Annotated in this window: 17 protein-coding genes; 5 read left to right on the forward strand and 12 right to left on the reverse strand. The window is 64.7% G+C overall.

The annotated features are described in order from the left end of the window. Positions 1–118: 118 nt before the first annotated feature. On the reverse strand, positions 119–601 hold the full coding sequence (locus MF134_RS11055; RefSeq protein WP_255339510.1) for an MSMEG_0572/Sll0783 family nitrogen starvation response protein: 483 nt from the start codon (positions 599–601) through the stop codon (positions 119–121). A gap of 277 nt (positions 602–878) precedes the next feature. On the opposite strand from MF134_RS11055, the gene MF134_RS11060 reads away from it, so the two are divergent. Then, a complete protein-coding gene (locus tag MF134_RS11060) occupies positions 879–2,246 on the forward strand; it encodes an aminotransferase-like domain-containing protein (protein ID WP_255339511.1) in 1,368 nt (455 codons plus the stop codon). 16 nt (positions 2,247–2,262) lie between these two features. Here MF134_RS11060 and MF134_RS11065 read toward each other — a convergent pair whose 3' ends face one another. The 8 genes from MF134_RS11065 to MF134_RS11100 form a co-directional block, all read right to left on the reverse strand. Beyond that, the gene (locus MF134_RS11065) at positions 2,263–2,907 is read right to left on the reverse strand and encodes a response regulator (RefSeq protein ID WP_255339512.1); all 645 of its coding nucleotides are present in this window, start codon (positions 2,905–2,907) and stop codon (positions 2,263–2,265) included. Then, positions 2,904–4,277 (reverse strand): ATP-binding protein, encoded by a 1,374-nt coding sequence (locus MF134_RS11070; protein ID WP_255339513.1) that lies wholly within the window; start codon positions 4,275–4,277, stop codon positions 2,904–2,906. The genes MF134_RS11065 and MF134_RS11070 overlap by 4 nt, the downstream gene beginning before the upstream one ends. Before the next feature lie 227 nt (positions 4,278–4,504). After that, the gene (locus MF134_RS11075; RefSeq protein ID WP_255339514.1) at positions 4,505–4,930 is read right to left on the reverse strand and encodes a DUF6691 family protein; all 426 of its coding nucleotides are present in this window, start codon (positions 4,928–4,930) and stop codon (positions 4,505–4,507) included. Positions 4,931–4,944: 14 nt separating this feature from the next. Continuing rightward, the gene (locus MF134_RS11080) at positions 4,945–5,379 is read right to left on the reverse strand and encodes a YeeE/YedE family protein (protein WP_255339515.1); all 435 of its coding nucleotides are present in this window, start codon (positions 5,377–5,379) and stop codon (positions 4,945–4,947) included. Positions 5,380–5,431: 52 nt separating this feature from the next. Continuing rightward, positions 5,432–6,217, reverse strand: a complete 786-nt coding sequence (locus MF134_RS11085; RefSeq protein WP_255339516.1) for a sulfite exporter TauE/SafE family protein — start codon at positions 6,215–6,217, stop codon at positions 5,432–5,434. 172 nt (positions 6,218–6,389) lie between these two features. Then, positions 6,390–8,072 (reverse strand): bifunctional protein tyrosine phosphatase family protein/NAD(P)/FAD-dependent oxidoreductase, encoded by a 1,683-nt coding sequence (locus MF134_RS11090; protein ID WP_255339517.1) that lies wholly within the window; start codon positions 8,070–8,072, stop codon positions 6,390–6,392. 294 nt (positions 8,073–8,366) lie between these two features. Then, positions 8,367–8,837 carry an ArsR/SmtB family transcription factor gene (locus MF134_RS11095; RefSeq protein ID WP_255339518.1) on the reverse strand — a complete coding sequence of 157 codons (471 nt, stop codon included), beginning with the start codon at positions 8,835–8,837 and terminating at the stop codon, positions 8,367–8,369. Continuing rightward, positions 8,834–9,475, reverse strand: a complete 642-nt coding sequence (locus tag MF134_RS11100) for a peroxiredoxin (protein WP_255339519.1) — start codon at positions 9,473–9,475, stop codon at positions 8,834–8,836. The genes MF134_RS11095 and MF134_RS11100 overlap by 4 nt, the downstream gene beginning before the upstream one ends. A gap of 305 nt (positions 9,476–9,780) precedes the next feature. On the opposite strand from MF134_RS11100, the gene MF134_RS11105 reads away from it, so the two are divergent. The 3 genes from MF134_RS11105 to MF134_RS11115 all read left to right on the forward strand — a co-directional run bounded on the left by MF134_RS11105 (position 9,781) and on the right by MF134_RS11115 (position 11,657). Continuing rightward, complete coding sequence (locus MF134_RS11105) at positions 9,781–10,413, forward strand: peroxiredoxin (RefSeq protein WP_255339520.1); 633 nt, start codon at positions 9,781–9,783, stop codon at positions 10,411–10,413. A 123-nt stretch (positions 10,414–10,536) separates the two neighbouring features. Continuing rightward, entirely contained in the window at positions 10,537–10,746 is a 210-nt protein-coding gene (locus tag MF134_RS11110; protein WP_255339521.1) for a YgaP family membrane protein, read from the forward strand. Between the two features lie 26 nt (positions 10,747–10,772). Next, complete coding sequence (locus tag MF134_RS11115; protein ID WP_255339522.1) at positions 10,773–11,657, forward strand: MBL fold metallo-hydrolase; 885 nt, start codon at positions 10,773–10,775, stop codon at positions 11,655–11,657. Between the two features lie 126 nt (positions 11,658–11,783). Here the strand turns inward: MF134_RS11115 and MF134_RS11120 are convergent, their stop codons facing one another. Both MF134_RS11120 and MF134_RS11125 read right to left on the reverse strand, forming a co-directional pair. Beyond that, entirely contained in the window at positions 11,784–13,316 is a 1,533-nt protein-coding gene (locus MF134_RS11120) for a UxaA family hydrolase (RefSeq protein WP_255339523.1), read from the reverse strand. Further along, the gene (locus MF134_RS11125; RefSeq protein WP_255339672.1) at positions 13,313–14,299 is read right to left on the reverse strand and encodes a zinc-binding alcohol dehydrogenase family protein; all 987 of its coding nucleotides are present in this window, start codon (positions 14,297–14,299) and stop codon (positions 13,313–13,315) included. Before MF134_RS11125 ends, MF134_RS11120 begins: the two co-directional genes overlap by 4 nt. Before the next feature lie 344 nt (positions 14,300–14,643). Here MF134_RS11125 and MF134_RS11130 point away from each other — a divergent pair, with 344 nt between their 5' ends. Next, on the forward strand, positions 14,644–14,973 hold the full coding sequence (locus tag MF134_RS11130; protein WP_255339524.1) for an L-rhamnose mutarotase: 330 nt from the start codon (positions 14,644–14,646) through the stop codon (positions 14,971–14,973). A 51-nt stretch (positions 14,974–15,024) separates the two neighbouring features. On the opposite strand, the gene MF134_RS11135 is transcribed toward MF134_RS11130, so the two are convergent. Next, positions 15,025–15,627 carry a 2-dehydro-3-deoxy-6-phosphogalactonate aldolase gene (locus tag MF134_RS11135; RefSeq protein ID WP_255339525.1) on the reverse strand — a complete coding sequence of 201 codons (603 nt, stop codon included), beginning with the start codon at positions 15,625–15,627 and terminating at the stop codon, positions 15,025–15,027. Positions 15,628–15,632 lie beyond the last annotated feature (5 nt).

Raw genomic sequence — 15,632 nt, forward strand, 5'->3', positions numbered from 1 at the left:
TCCCAGAAAGATCGATAGTCACCAGGTTGGCGGGCGCCGGAATTGCGTCCGTTCGGCGCCCGCCATGTCCTCGAGTTGACGCCCTTACCGCGTCACCATCATCACAGCGTCCCCGGCCTCACAGCGTCCAGGTGTCGATGACGACGGCGTTGGCCTTCTTGTGCAGAAGGATGCAGTCGAGCACGTCCTGCGGCGCGATCGGTCGGATGCCGGGCAGAAGCGCCGGCTCGCCATGGCCGTAGAGCGCCTGAAGCGCGAAGCGGCAGGCATAGACCTTGCCGCCTTCGCCCATGAACTTCTTGAGGTTCGCCGCGAAATTCTGGTGGCCCGGAAACGCCTCGTCGCCGAGCGTCGGGAAGCCGCGCTGGATGCCGAGCGTGACGCCCGGACCGTAGAGCAGGATCGAGGTCTCGTAGCCCTTCCGCTGCAGGCGGATGGCGTTCAAGATGTTGACGAGGCCGATGGAGCCTTCGAAGGCGACCGTATGAAAAGCGACGAGGGCCTTTTCGCCCGGATCGGCTTTGACGTCCTCGAAGACTTTTTCCTCGTAATCGACGAAATAGTCGCCGTCCTTATGCGCTTCTGCGGTGACCGCTGGCATGCCTGACCTCCTGTTTCAGCGTTCTAAAACCGACAGTGAGGCCCGATCCAATTTCCCGTCAATAACCATTACAATATCCATACAATTATTTTGTAGGCAACTTCAGATCTTGCTTTCGACGTAGGCAGATCGCTGCGCAGATAATCACGGTGTGCCGCTTCTTGGCGCATATTAGGTCGTTGAATTCGGTCATCTGCCGATGACGATTCATGCATACAATCCGCTTCAATTTTGGGTGTCAGTTGTCTAGGGTGGTCACGGACACAGGAGTCGCCCGATGAGCTGGACCCCCGAACTCGCCGATAGCGGCAAGCCGCTTTACCTCTCGATCGCCGACGCGCTGGCCGGCGACATCCGCGTCGGCACGCTCAAACCCGGCGACCGGCTGCCGCCCCAGCGCAAGCTTGCCAAGCGGCTGGCGATCGACTTCACCACCGTCTCGCGGGCCTATGCCGAGGCGCAGTCGCGCGGGCTGGTGATGAGCCATGTGGGCCGCGGCACCTTCGTTGCCGAGCGCGATGCGGTGGACCTCACCCCCGACCCGGTGCGCCAAGGGGCGGAAGACCTGTCGATGAACATGCCGCCGGAGCCGCGCGACCCGGCGCTTCTCGCCAGGATGGAAAACGGACTCTCTTATGTGGGGGCGAACCTCGTGTCGCTCTTACGCTACCAGTCGCCGACCGGAAGCGAGAAGGACAAGGTGGCGGCCTCCTCCTGGCTCTCCATGCGCGGCATGGTGCCCAAGCTCGAACGCATCGTGGTGACGCCGGGCGCCCATCCGACGATGACGGCGATCCTTGCCGTCCTGACCGAGCCGGGCGACACCGTGCTGTGCGAGCGGATCACCTATCCGGGCCTGCGCGCCATCGCCCGGCTTCTGCGGCTGGAACTGGTCGGGCTGGAAATGGACCAGGACGGTATCCTGCCCGACGCGCTGGAACGGGCGATCGATGCCCATCGCCCGAAGGCGCTCTACGTCAATCCGACGCTCCAGAACCCGACGACGATCACCATGCCGACCGAGCGCCGGCTCGCGGTGGCCGAGGTGCTGCATCGCCATGGTCTGCAGACGATCGAGGACGACGCGTATGGCTTCATTCCGCCGAAGGCGCCGGCGCCGCTCGCCGTCAGCGCACCGGAGCTGATCTGGCACATCGGGGGGCTGGCCAAATGCATCGGCGCCGGCCTGCGGCTCGCCTATACCGTGACGCCCCGCGGCAAGGACGCCTTCGACCTGACGCAGGCGCTGCGCGCCTTCAGCGGCATGGCCTCGCCGATTTCCATGGCGCTCGCCACCCAATGGATCGAGGACGGCACCGCCGACGGCATCCGCCGTTTCATCCGTGCCGAAAGCGAAAAGCGGCAGGAAATCGCCGCCGAGACGCTGTCGGGTCTGAGCTACGCGGCGCGCGAACACGCCTTCAATATCTGGCTGCGGCTGCCGGAGGGCGCGGGGCGGGCCGATCTCATGGGTCGGATGGCCGGACGTCGCATCGGCATCATGCCCTCCGATGTGTTCACCGTGTCCGGCCCGCCGGCCGAGCGGGTCCGGGTCTGCCTCGGCGGCTCGATCACACGCGACGAGCTCAGGGCCGATCTCATGTTCATGGCCCATGCCCTGCAGTCCGACACCTGGATGGGTTGAGGACGGCTTGGGCTGCTCATTCGGTCTGCTCTGACTTTTCGGCGGCCATGGCGACGCGGATGAGGTCCGGGAGGTTGCGGGCGGAGAGCTTTCTCTTCATTGAAACGCAGGCATTGGCGACCGTCTTGTAGCTGATGTTCGATCGCTCGGCGATTTCGCCGTAGTTCAGCCCCTGGCCGAGAAGACTGAGAATCTCCCGCTCGCGCGCATTGAGTTGGGAGAGAGGGCCCGCCTCCCGGCGCGTGTTGTGGACCGCGACATCCACCGCGAAGTCGGCCTCGAGATAGACAAGCCCGCGCTCCAGCCGGTCGACCGCCTGCAGGAACGCCTCGGGCGGCGAGTTCTTGGCAAGATAGCCGTGCGCCCCGGCCTCCAGGGCCCTTTTGGCGAAGGCCGGGCTGGCCTTCATGGAGAAGATCAGGATTCTGGCCTTCGGCGCGCGTTGCAGCAAAGGTCCGATCATGTCCAGCCCGCCGGTTCCCGGGAGACCAAGGTCGAGAACGACGAGACCGGGCGAATGCCGGTCGAGTTCCGCATAGGCGGTGACGCTGTCGCGTGCTTCGAAGACCGCGTGATAGCCGGCCTCGGCCAGGAGCCGCCGGCAGCCGAGATGGGTCACCGGATGGTCGTCGATCACCAGAGACGTCTTGTCTTCGCTCATCCTGCACCTGTCTGCGAGGCCCGCGGGAGGTCGGGCACGATCGCATGCACCCGGGTTCCGCCTTCGGGGCGAGTATCGATCTCGAGAGTGCCGTTCAAGGCGTCGATGCGTTCGCGCATTCCATGGAGCCCGACGCCGGCTCGCGTTTCAGGCGCGATCCCACGGCCGTCATCCTCGACGCTGATCTCGATTTCACCGGGGGCCTGTGCTTGGGGCCTGACGGTCACAATGATCCGGCCGGCTCCGGAGTGCCGGAGCGCATTCGTCACGGCTTCCTGCACCACGCGATAGACGGTCAGTTCCGCACTTTCGGAATAGCGGTCGAGTTCGGGCGAAACGGCGATTTCCCATGCGACGCTCGGTCCGATCCCGCGCATATTGTCCAGCAAAGCCTCAAGGACGCGCGAAAGCGGCAGTTCCCCGAGTTCTGCCGGGCGCAATCGTCGCAGCAGCATGTCGTTCATGTCCTGAATCTGGCTGATGATCTCCATCATCGCCGCAGCGCTTTCCGCGATGTCGCCTTGCTGGTTCTTGCGGGCCATGTCGGCGATGCTGCGGCCCTCGACCTTCAGGCCGAACAGGCAGGGTCCGAGTTCGTCGTGAAGTTCCCGGGCAATCGCTTTCCGCTCCTCGTCCTGAACTGCCACGAGCTTCTGGTTGAGCCGCCGCTTTTCCTGGGACGTCGCCTGAAGTGCCGCGCCGAGCGCATCGAACTGCCGTGCCAGCGGGGCGAGATCGGGAACACGAACCGTGCCGATACGGGCGCCGTAGTCGCCGCCCTCCATTCGCGCCACCTCCTCCGTCATGTGTGCCAATGGCCGCAGGGTCCAGCGGACGACGAGATAGACCGCCAGGATCATTAGCACATAGCTCGTTCCGCCGATCAGTCCGAGCACCCGGAAATCCTGCCATACCTCGTTGATCTCGTCGGACGGCTCGGAGTCGATCGCCACGTGGCCGTAGTCCCTGCCGTCGAACTGCAGCGGCAGGGTTAGTTCCTGGGTCTCAGGCCTGAGCAGCGCATGGAACCAGGCGGGCGCCTCGTCCTCGTCCTCCTCGTCGGCTTGAGGAGCGACCTCGGGAATCCGGGTGGCGCCGGAAGCCGCCTCGATGACGGTGATCCGCGCATGGCGGGGCTGAAAGAGCGTCTGGGGCAGCCGCTCCACAACCGCCTCCGCCGAGTTGTCGCGACGCAGCGAGCCGATTGTCGTCAGGACGTAATCGCGCGCCAGCGTCTGGTTCGCCGCCATTTCGACGGCGATCGCCTGCCGCGCATTGTCGACGAGGATCAGCCCGGCCACCAGCATCACCACTCCGCCGATCAGCGCCACCACGGCGACCAGCCGCGTTGCAAGCGTCAGACGGGCCAAGCCGACGCACTCATTCCGGACCTCCTCGACAATGGCCCTGGCCGCACGATGCGTCAGGGCCGCAAATGACCTGCAACGAGAGGAGTGCCGCGGCGTCCGAGACTCGCCCTCGCCGTCTATCCCTGATCCAGATGGATCGAGTCTTACGGATCGGTCAAGTCTTGGAGGCGTCCCGGTGCGACCGATTGGTCCGGCGTCACCACGCGGCGATGGCCGGCTCCTGGCCGTCAGGCGCGAGCCATCTGCAGGTTCTTCATCCAGCGCGCGATACCCATGCCGATCAGCATGGCGGGCAGGAAGACAAGGATGCCGGGGGTCAGCATCGGCAGGGCAGTCCAGGCAGGGCCGGGGCAAAAGCCGCCGATGCCCCAGCCGATGCCGAAGAGAGCTGCCCCGGTGACGAGTTGACCGTCGATATCCTGCCGCGTCGGGATCTGGAAATCGTGGAGCAGGGCCGGATGCTCCTGTCGCCAGACCAGACGGTAGCCGATGAAGGTCGTGACCGCTGCCCCGCCCATGACGAAGGCGAGGGAGGGATCGAAGGTGCCCGCGAGATCCAGAAAATTCAGGACTTTCGCCGGATCGGACATACCGGCGAGGATCAGCCCGAGCCCGAAGAGGAGGCCGGAGGCGAAGCCGAGAAGAAGGCGCATGGAGAGACCCTCCGTCAGATGAGATGGCGCAGGATGAAGACGGTCACGAAGCCGAAGCCCAAGAAGGTCAGGACCGCGACGAGCGAGCGCGGCGAGAGCCGTGCGAGGCCGCAGACACCGTGCCCCGACGTGCAGCCCGACCCGAGCACCGTACCGACGCCGACCAGCAGACCGGCGATGCCCATCCCGGCGAGGTTCGTCGGAACCGTCTGCGAGATTGGCTCGCCGGTGACGAGGAGCACCAGAAGCGGGGCGGCGACAAGGCCGAGGACGAAGGCGAGCCGCCAGTCCCAATCGGCGCGGGCCGAGGGCAGGGCACCGATCGTGATGCCGGAGATTCCGGCGATCCGCCCGAACAGCGCCATGACGAGGACGGCCGAGAGTCCGATGAGCACGCCGCCGAGCGTGGAGGCGAGCGGGGTAAAAGGAGTGATCGTGTCAAGTGGCATGATTGACCTCGCGAAATGCAAACGAGTGGCGAGCGACGAGAGAAGGGTTTTCTCAGACGAAGGCGGCCGCGCTCTTGTAGAGCATGTAGACGGCGACGACGAAGATCAGCCCGGCAAAAGCGGTGTTGAGCATGCCGCCACGCTTGGACAGGCCGCGTGCTGCCAGTTCACCGGCAAAACTCCCGACGATGCCGCCACCGATGAAGACTGCAGCCAGCGGCCAGTCGACGAAACCGGAAGCGGCATAGTTCAGCGCCGTGGTGAGCCCGAAGGCGGTGACGGCGACAAGGGAGGTGCCGACGGCATAGAGGATCGCCATGTTCGTCGAGGCCATGAGGCCCGGCACGATCAGGAAGCCGCCGCCGATGCCGAAGAAGCCGGAGAAGATGCCAGTGAGGCCGCCGAAGCCGAGGACTTTCGGGGCGTTCTCCCGGTTGCACGCGGCTGCCGGGTCACCGCTGCCATGGCGCTTGCGGAACATCATGATGCCGACGCCCACCATCAGGAGCGCGAAGAAGAAGAGCAGCTTCTGGCCGTCGATCGCCTTGCCGAGTGTCGAGCCGGCGAAGGCGCCTGCGACGCCGGCGGAGGCGAACAGCGCCGCGCAGCGCCATTTCACCGAGCCGTGGATCGCATGGCTGACGAGGCCCGCGGCAGCATTCACCGCGACCGCCAGCGCACTCGTGCCGATCGCCATGTGGGCGCTCGGCACGCCGACGACATAGACCATCAGCGGCACGGCAAGGATCGAGCCGCCGCCGCCGAAGAGTCCGAGCGTCAGGCCGACCAATGCGCCGGAAAGGCCGCCGAGGAGGTATTGGACGGTATCGAATGTCACCTGTCTGTTCCGCTTCAAGTGATAAGCGGCGTCGCGATCGCTCGCGACGCTCTGCTCTCATTGTTGAGTGTTGCCTAAGCGCTTCGCCGGGCGCTCGTGGTCTCGTCCCGCTTTCGCCCGGTGCAAGCCGGAGCTCGGGGGCGATCCCACTGCATCACCGGCTTTGCTCCGGTCAGACGGAGCCTTTCTCGCGCTCCGGCTTGGCCATTGGTTCGCGACCCTTCAGCATCGCCTGCCAGTAGATCGGCGGCAGGATCTTCTCCTTGAGCAGCCACGCCGTCTTGGAGGGTTTCAGGTCGTCGATGAACCATTTCGGGAAGCTCGGGAGGCGCTTGCCGCCATAGCCGAACTCGGCGAGCACCACCTTGCCGCGCTCCACGGTCAGCGGGCAGGAGCCGTAACCGTCATAGATCGCCGCGTGCGGTTCGCCGATCAGGCCGAGATCGCGGAGCAGGTTTTCGGCCACGACCGGTGCCTGCTTGCGGGCCGCGGCGGCCGTCTTGGCGTTCGGCGCGCTCATGACGTCGCCGAGGCTGTAGATGTCGGCATAGCGAACGTGGCGCAGCGTTGCCTGATCGACCTCGACCCAGCCGGCCTGGTTCGCCAGGGGCGAGACGCGGATGAAGTCGGGGGCCGTCTGCGGCGGCACGACATGGATCATGTCGAAGCGCCGCTCGACGAGATCCGTGTTGCCTTCCGCGTCGGTGCGCTCGAACCAGGCCGTCTTTGCCGGTCCGTCGATCCGTTTCAGATTGTGGTTGAAGGTCAGGTCGATGCCATAGCGCTCGACATAATCCATCAGGGCCGGGACGTAGTCCTTGACGCCAAACAGCGCGCCGCCGGCATTCAGGAACTCGACCTTCGTGTCGGCGAGCGTCCCCCTTCGCTCCCATTCATAGCAGGAAAGATACATCGCCTTTTGCGGTGCGCCGGCGCATTTGATCGGCATGGGCGGCTGGGTGAAGAGCGCCGTTCCGCCACGCATCGAACGCACGAGCTCCCAGGTGTAGGGGGCGAGATCGTAGCGGTAGTTCGAGGTGACGCCGTTCCGCCCCAAGGTTTGCTCGAGCCCTTCGATGCCGGCCCAGTTGAGCTTGAGGCCCGGCGCGACGATCAGCTTCTTGTATTTCACCACGCGGCAGCCTTCGAGGATCACGGCGTTGGCGTCCGGCTCGAAGGCCGCGACCGCCGCCCGGATCCATCGGACACCGTCCGGAATCAGGGAGGCCATGTCCTTGCGGGTCTCCTGCGGCTTGAACACGCCGCCGCCCACGAGCGTCCAGCCGGGCTGATAATAGTGGATGTCGGCGGGATCGATGATGGCGATGTCGAGATCGTCGACACGGGCGAGCAGGCTGGCCGCCGCCGCAATTCCGCCGGCACCACCGCCGACGATGACGATGTCGTGGCTGATCTCGGCCGTGTCGGTCGGCACGTGGCCGCCATTGGCGATGCGCCGGGTGACGCCGGACATGTCGTAGCCGGCGCTCGCGGCGCGGGCCAAGATGTCGGGCAGGGTTCTCCTGCCGGCCTCGCTCAGCGCCCAGAGCGTCGTCGAGCGCATGCCCGAGCGGCAGAAGGCCAGGACCGGCTTTGGCAATTCCTCCATCGCCGCACCGAACCGTGCTGCATCTGCATCGGACACCTTCCCGGTCTCGACGGGGAGGTAGCGGGCTTCCATGCCAGCCGCTCTCGCAGCCCTTTCGATTTCGGCGAAGCTCGGCTGGTCGGCGCCTTCACCATCCGGTCGATTGACGATGATCGCGCGAAAGCCGGCCTGCTTCAGGCCATCGATTTCTTCGGGCTGCACCTGTTCGCGGACAGACAACTGGTCGGTGAGTTTCCTCGGTTCCATGCGGGTTTCCTCCCTTGGTGCAGGCTTGCGCCTGACGGCGATGCTTCGAGATGATCTGGCCAGCAGAGCAGCTTTCCAGCAAAGGCTGGGCGCTCCACGACCGCCATTTCGATCGGCGGCCCGTTCGTGCCGGTTGGCCGATCCAGTCCCCCAGTGGGCGCCGGACGGGATCTGGATCGGCCGCACGACCGCCGCTCGCATGCGAGCCCGGCGATCGGTGAGTGCGCTTCTTGACGCTTCAAGCGGCGCGGCGACCCTCGGGTCTTGTCGAACCGGACGTTTCGGCAGTCGGTTCTAGGTGCCGTCCCCACCTTTGGCGGTGAGAGAGTTCTCGCCCGTCGCAAGCGGTTGGACATTGGCAAAAACCGCCGCTCCCATCATTCGGCCCAATGAAACAGCGGGACGATCGGTCGTCGGGGTCTTGCGCACTGCCGGCGCATCCTCTGCGCAAAACAGTTCGTGCAGAGTCGCCACGACCCTTGCCGCCTTATCGTCTGCGAGGCTGTAGACGACGTTCTTCGCCTCGCGCCGCGGTGCGATGATGCCTGCCGTGCGCAATTCCCCGAGTTGCTGCGAAAGCGATGGCTGACGAAGCCCCAACTCGCTTTCCATCTCGGCGACCGACATTTCGCCCTCGACGAGCCGGCAGACGATCGCCAGTCGGCTCGGATGGCTGAGGCGCTTCAGGAGAGACGCGGCCTCGTCGATCGCGTCCGGTCGCGACAGGGCGCCTGTCCCGAGCTTCATTTCCGTGTCGGTCCTCATTCGCTGACCTCCAGCTTGCGAGTGCGATACAGCCAGTCGGAGACGCCCAGACCGTCCTCGCGCACCATGTCGGCGAAATCGATGATCTCGTCGCCCGGCTGCCAGCCTTCCGGGGTGGCCACATCGTGACTGTCCGAAAGCTGCAGGGCCCGCACGGTGCGCAGGATCTCGGCAATGCTGCGGCCGGTCGACATGGGATAGAAGCAGGACATGCGCACGACCCCCTGAGGATCGATCACGAAGAGACCCCGCACCGTGGCGCTCGAACCCGCCGCGGCCCCGAGCATGCCATAGGCCCGGGCGATCGCCATGGACGGGTCTTCGCAGATCGGGAAGGGCACCTTGATCTGGAACCGTTCCTCGATCGCGCGCGCCCAGGCGAGGTGGGAAAACAGGCTGTCGACCGAAAGGCCCACCAGATCGCAACCGATCGCCTCGAACTCCCCGGCAGCCCGCGCGAAGGCAACGAATTCCGAAGTGCAAACGGGCGTGAAATCCGCCGGATGCGAAAAGAACACCAGCCAGCGGCCCCGATAGTCGGACAGCCTGATTTCACCCTTGGTCGAGCGGCAGGTGAAGTCTGGCGCGGTGTCGCCGATCCTTGGCTGCGGTTCCGGAATGGGTGTCGGGTCGATCATGCGAGCTCCATCTGAATGATTGCAAGATATATATAAATATGGCCTTGTCAATATATAAAAAAATGATATGTGTGGTGAGACGAGCACGAAATTCGTTGTATCCCACGTTCAAGGGTCCCCTCATAGCGGATATCGGTATATAGAAATGTAAAATGATAACCGGAACCGCCGGATCGGGGACCCGGAAGCAGAGCGCGGAAAGGGCATTGTGAGACGCGAACTCGGTCTCGCTTTGCTGTCCGCCCGGAACAAACCGCAGACCGCTCCATGCCGAAGCCGGTCGCAATCGAGGAAGGGAAATCACCATGTCGCTCAGGATCGGAGACACCGCCCCGGACTTTCAGATCGAGACCACCCAGGGTCCGATCCGCTTCCATGAGTGGGCCGGGGGCTCTTGGGTCTTCTTCTTTTCCCATCCCGCCGATTTCACCCCCGTGTGCACGACCGAGATGGGACGAACGGCGCAGCTTGCCGGCGAATTTGCGGCTCGCAACGTCAAGCCGCTCGGCCTTTCGACCGACAGCGTGAAAGAGCATCTGGCCTGGATCTCGGATGTGGATGCGACGCAGAACACCTCGCTCAAATTTCCGATCGTCGCCGATCCGGACAAGAAGGTGGCTGCCCTTTACGACATGATTCATCCCGGCGAGGACGACACGGCGGCGGTGCGCACCGTCTTCATCATCGATCCCGACATGAAGATCCGCCTGACCATGGCCTATCCGATGACAATCGGCCGGAACTTCTCCGAAATCCTGCGCGTGATCGATGCGCTGCAGTTGACCGACCGCATGACTGTCGCCTGTCCGGCGGACTGGAAGCCGGGTGACCGGGTGATCGTCCGCCCCTCCTTGAGTGACGAGAAGGCGAAGGAGGAATTCCCGCAGGGCTTCGAAACGCTGCGTCCTTATCTGCGGCTCGTCGATGTCGGCTCCTGAGCCGCAATGGACATGACCCGTGCCCCGGGCCGCGCCCCAGTGCCCCGGGCCGCGCCCCAGTGCGCTGGCTGAACCTTCCCGCAGCGACCCTTTGATGACCGCCAACCGAAAAGGAAAACCGCAATGACCGTGAATATGGGCAAGCTCGACCGCGGCCTCCGCCTCGCCGTTGCCGCCGCACTCTTCATCCTGGCCGCCGCCACGACGGTCGGCGACGGGACATGGCTCGAATGGCTGTTCTACGGGCTGGGCGCGGTCGCTCTCCTGACGGCCCTCGTCGGCAATTGCCCGCTCTACCGGGTGCTCGGGATCAAGACCTGCACTGCCTGCTGACAGCCCATCCAAGAGGAGGAAACGACATGACCTATCCGGTGCATCTCGATGTGAAGCCCCAGGTGAAGGGCTTTTTCGATACCGCGACCAACACGATCAGCTATGTGGTCAAGGACCCGGCCTCGAAGGCCTGCGCGATCGTCGATTCCGTCATGGACATCGACTATGCCGCCGGCCGGATCAGCTACACCCATGCCGACGAGATCATCGCCTATGTGAAGGACCATGATCTCAAGGTGGAGTGGCTGATCGAGACCCACGTCCATGCCGACCACCTGTCGGCCGCGCCCTACATTCAGGGCAAGCTCGGCGGCAAGCTCGGCATCGGGAAGAACATCACGATCGTGCAGGAAACCTTCGGCAAGATCTTCAACGAGGGCACAGAGTTCCAGCGCGACGGCTCGCAGTTCGACCGCCTGTTCGAGGATGGCGACACGTACGAAGTCGGCGAGATGGAGTGCGTCGCAATCCATACGCCCGGCCACACGCCCGCCTGCATGACCCATGTGATGGGCAACGCTGCCTTTGTCGGCGACACGCTCTTCATGCCGGACGGCGGCTCGGCGCGTGCGGATTTTCCCGGTGGCGATGCCGGGACACTCTACGATTCCATCCAGAAGGTCCTGGCGCTCCCCGACGAGATGCGGCTCTTCATGTGCCACGACTACGGGCCGAACGGCCGGGACATTCGTTGGGAGACCACCGTGGGCGAGGAGAAGGCTCACAACATCCATGTCGGGGGTGGCAAGACGCGCGAGGAGTTCGTCAAATACCGTACCGAGCGCGATGCGACCCTCGACATGCCGAAGCTGATCCTGCCGTCCTTGCAGGTGAACATGCGCGCCGGCGCTCTGCCCAGCGCGGAAGACAACGGCAAGCGCTACCTGAAGGTGCCGATCAACGCGCTCTGATGACCGCGCCGGTTTGACGAAGAAACCCGCGGGGTCGAAGCGACCGCGCGGGTTTTGCTCGGGTGCCGCGATGTCTCTTCCCGGCCCTGTCCTCTGGTCGACCGGGGCGCGAGGAGCGTAACCGACCTACATCACTGCGCCGATCTGCCAGGGCACGAACTCCACCGTGCCGAAGCCCTGGGCCTCGCTCTTGGTCTCCTCGCCCGAAGCGACGCGGAGCATCAGATCGAAGATCTCCCGACCCTTTTCCTCGATACTGACACCCTCGAGGATGGCGCCGCAATTGACGTCCATGTCCGGTTCCATCCGGCGCCACAGGTCCAGATTGGAGGCGATCTTGATGCAGGGGACCGGCTGGTAACCCGAAACGCTGCCGCGGCCGGTGGTAAAGGCGATCAGATTGGCGCCCGATGCGATCTGTCCTGTGACCGAACACGGATCGTAGCCGGGGCTGTCCATGAACATGAAGCCGGGCCGATCGATCGGCTCGCCATATTTGTAGACGCCGGAAAGCGGAGCGGTGCCGCCCTTGGCGACGGCGCCGAGGCTCTTTTCCAGGATCGTGGTCAGCCCGCCGCGCTTGTTGCCGGGCGAGGGGTTGTTGTCCATCTCGCCGTAGTTTCGGGCCGTGTAATCCTCCCACCAGTCGATCAGGTCGATCAGCTTGCGTCCCGTCGGCTCGTCGACGGCGCGGCGCGTGAGAAGGTGTTCGGCCCCGTAGATCTCGGAGGTCTCCGACAGGATCGAGATGCCGCCATGCCGAACCAGGAGGTCCGAGGCATGGCCGAGGGCCGGATTGGCGGTAATGCCGGAATAGCCGTCGGAGCCGCCGCACTGCATGCCGAGAACGAGATGCCGGGTCGAAGCTTCCTCGCGCACCGCCTTGTCGGCTTCGGCGGCGAGCTCGCGCAGTATGGCGACGCCCTTGTCGATCGAGGCCTTGGTCCCGCCGGTCTGCTGGATCGTCATGTAGCGGAACCGGGCGCTGTCCTTGAGCGCATCCCGGTCCACCAGATCTGCGATCTGCATCACCTCGCAACCGAGCCCCAGCATCAGGATCGCCCCGAAATTGGGATTGTGCCCATAACCCGCGAGGGTGCGGAACAGCGTCTCGTAACCCTCGTCCTTGCCCGACATGCCGCAGCCGGTGCCGTGCACGATCGGCACGATGCCGTCGACATTGGGAAACTCGTCGAGGATGTTCCGGCGGGCGATCTCGTGAGCGATGAACCGCGCCACTGAACCCGAACAGTTCACCGAGGTGAGAATGCCGAGATAGTTGCGCGTGCCGACGCGGCCCGACGGCCGGCGAAAACCCTGGAACGTCGCCGGTGTCTCGATCGGCGACAAGGGCCTTGCGGCGGAGGCGAAGGCGTAGTCCTGCTTGTGTTCCCCCATGCCGAGATTCTGGACGTGCACATGGCCGCCGGGCTCGATCTCGGCCGTCGCCGCTCCGATGATCTGGCCGTATTTGATGATCGGCTCGCCTGGCTTAATCGCCTGAATCGCCATCTTGTGGCCGGAGGGGATGCGCTCGGCGGCCGAAACGCCTTCCGCGATCGGCGTGCCGGCGGCGATGTCCTCCAGCGCGACCATGATGTTGTCGCGGTCATGCAGGCGGAGAACGGGGGCTGGCGTGGTTGTCTCTTCGATGGTCATGGAGTGACGAGAACCTTGATGAGATGGTCCCGGTCTTCGACAAGGCCGGAGAAGCGCTCGGGCAGGGCCTCGAGCGCGATGGTTTCGGATGCGATGGCGTCGGTCGGGATATGGCCCGCGCGGATGGCGCCCATCACCCGATCGAAATCCGACTTGAGCGCATTGCGCGAACCGATGATCCGGGCCTCGCGCCTGTGAAATTCGGAATCGGTGAAGGTGATGTCGTCCTTGACGACGCTGACGAGAACGGTGCTGCCGCCATGGGCGAGGAGCGGGAAGCCGGCCTCGATCGCCTTGGCACTGCCGGTTGCGTCGAACACCGCGTCGAACCCCTCGGCCGCGTCACCGGTCAGGAGGTCGTCTCCGACCACATGAAGCCTCGAGAAACCGAAGAGCTTGCCCACCATGTCAAGCCGCGTTTGGCTGCGGTCGAGGAGATGGACGTCGGCACCGGCGATGCGGGCAAAGAGCGCCGTACCGAGGCCGATCGGCCCGGCCCCTGTGACGAGCACGAGGTCTCCCTCGCCGACGCCGGAGCGGGCGACGGCATGGGCGCCGATGGCGAGGAACTCGACCATGGCCGCCTGCTCAGGTGACAGTCCCGTCGCGGGGTAGAGGTTTTCCTGGGGCACCGCGATCCGCGTGCACATGCCGCCGTCACGATGCACCCCCAGCACTTCGATCGCCATGCAGCAATTGGGCTTGCCGCGGCGGCAGGCCCGGCATTCTCCGCAGGCGATATAGGGATTCACCACGACGAGTTCGCCGGCATTCGGCCCGCTCGCGAGGTGACCGGACAGTTCGTGCCCGATCACCCGCGGATAGGCAAGAAACGGGTGCTTGCCTTCGAAGATGTGGTAATCGGTGCCGCAGATTCCGATCGCCGCGATGTCCACCAGCGCCCATCCTTCGGGCGCTTCCTGCGGAAGCGGCCGGCGTTCGAGGACGAAGCGCCCCGGCTCGGCGCAGAGCCCGCAGTTCATCTCTTTCATACTCATGTTCTTATGCCGACGCCCCAGCCGGATCGCGTGGCGTGCCCGTGGTCCGCCTCTCCGCGATGATGCCGAGACCATCGTCCTTTTCTTGCCTCCCATTGGCATAAAGCCAACATGGCGGCTTTTACATGATCGCGGGGCGGTCGCACAGGGCGAAGACGCAGATATCGTCTTTGTTGGTCGCGGTGGTCCGAGGGGAGGCGGCTACGCCCGGGACGGAAATCTGCGTAGGGTTAGGCACGGACGATGCGATCCTCGCTCCTTGGCGCCAGCTCATGCGTGCTTCAGAGCGATGAGCCATCGTCTGCAGGAACGAGGAAAGGGAGGGCAGCATGCAGAAAATGGGTTTCGTCATCGGCATCGATCCGGAGCGGATCGAGGAATACAAACGGGTTCATGCGGATGTCTGGCCAGAGGTCCTGGAGCGTCTGCGTCGCTCCAACATCACCAACTATTCGATCTTCCTGCGCGAGCCGGAGAATCTCATGTTCAGCTATTTCGAGTATGTCGGAGACGATTTCGAGGCTGACAACGCCGCCATTGCGGCCGATCCCGCGACGCGTGAGTGGTGGAAGCTCTGCGGCCCCATGCAGCGCCCGCTCGAAACTCGCAAGGAGGGGGAATGGTGGGCGCCGATGGAGCAGGTCTTCCATTTGGGGTGACCGATCGCCCGCAATCTTGGCGCTGCTCGAGCTCTCGGTGAGAACGAGCGGCTACGCGGCCGCCCTGTCATAGGCTTCGACCATGCTCTTGGCCCGAACGGCGACATCCGCGGCGGACATGCCGGGCTTGTAGAGCGCTGAGCCGATACCGAATCCGGCCGCCTCGGCCTTCAGCCAATCGCCGAAGCTCTCGGGCCCGACGCCGCCCACCATATAGAGCTTCGTCGCGGTCGGCAGCACGGCGCGGAGAGCCTTCAGACCCTCGATCCCCATCTGGAAGGCTGGAAACACCTTGAGTGCCGTTGCTCCGGCCTTGAGGCCGGCGAAGCACTCGCTCGGTGTCAGCACGCCCGGATAGCTTTCGAGCCCCGCCGCAAGGGTCGCTGCGATGACCTCCGGATCGCAATTGGGCGAGACGACCATCTTTCCGCCAGCATCGCGAACCTGCCGGACGTCCTCGGCACTCAGCACCGTACCCGCCCCGATCTGGGCGACGTCGCCATGGGCCCGGGCCATCGCCTCGATGGATTCGAGGGGCCGCGGCGAATTGAGCGGCACCTCGATCCGCGTGATGCCGGCATCGATCAGGGCGCCGCAGACCGGCAGCGCCTCGTGCGGTTCGATGCCGCGCAGAATGGCGATGATCTCTCGCATCTCTT

This window comes from Jiella marina (assembly GCF_024359545.1).
GTDB lineage: Bacteria > Pseudomonadota > Alphaproteobacteria > Rhizobiales > Rhizobiaceae > Jiella.

Bases quoted from the DNA above. Each gene is read 5' to 3' on its own strand.
- MF134_RS11115 (WP_255339522.1), top strand. From the start codon at position 10,773: ATGACCTATCCGGTGCATCTCGATGTGAAGCCCCAGGTGAAGGGCTTT.
- MF134_RS11055 (WP_255339510.1), bottom strand. From the start codon at position 601: ATGCCAGCGGTCACCGCAGAAGCGCATAAGGACGGCGACTATTTCGTC.
- MF134_RS11060 (WP_255339511.1), top strand. From the start codon at position 879: ATGAGCTGGACCCCCGAACTCGCCGATAGCGGCAAGCCGCTTTACCTC.
- MF134_RS11130 (WP_255339524.1), top strand. From the start codon at position 14,644: ATGCAGAAAATGGGTTTCGTCATCGGCATCGATCCGGAGCGGATCGAG.
- MF134_RS11125 (WP_255339672.1), bottom strand. From the start codon at position 14,299: ATGAACTGCGGGCTCTGCGCCGAGCCGGGGCGCTTCGTCCTCGAACGC.
- MF134_RS11100 (WP_255339519.1), bottom strand. From the start codon at position 9,475: ATGATCGACCCGACACCCATTCCGGAACCGCAGCCAAGGATCGGCGAC.
- MF134_RS11065 (WP_255339512.1), bottom strand. From the start codon at position 2,907: ATGAGCGAAGACAAGACGTCTCTGGTGATCGACGACCATCCGGTGACC.
- MF134_RS11075 (WP_255339514.1), bottom strand. From the start codon at position 4,930: ATGCGCCTTCTTCTCGGCTTCGCCTCCGGCCTCCTCTTCGGGCTCGGG.
- MF134_RS11095 (WP_255339518.1), bottom strand. From the start codon at position 8,837: ATGAGGACCGACACGGAAATGAAGCTCGGGACAGGCGCCCTGTCGCGA.
- MF134_RS11110 (WP_255339521.1), top strand. From the start codon at position 10,537: ATGACCGTGAATATGGGCAAGCTCGACCGCGGCCTCCGCCTCGCCGTT.
- MF134_RS11080 (WP_255339515.1), bottom strand. From the start codon at position 5,379: ATGCCACTTGACACGATCACTCCTTTTACCCCGCTCGCCTCCACGCTC.
- MF134_RS11135 (WP_255339525.1), bottom strand. From the start codon at position 15,627: ATGCGAGAGATCATCGCCATTCTGCGCGGCATCGAACCGCACGAGGCG.
- MF134_RS11105 (WP_255339520.1), top strand. From the start codon at position 9,781: ATGTCGCTCAGGATCGGAGACACCGCCCCGGACTTTCAGATCGAGACC.
- MF134_RS11090 (WP_255339517.1), bottom strand. From the start codon at position 8,072: ATGGAACCGAGGAAACTCACCGACCAGTTGTCTGTCCGCGAACAGGTG.
- MF134_RS11120 (WP_255339523.1), bottom strand. From the start codon at position 13,316: ATGACCATCGAAGAGACAACCACGCCAGCCCCCGTTCTCCGCCTGCAT.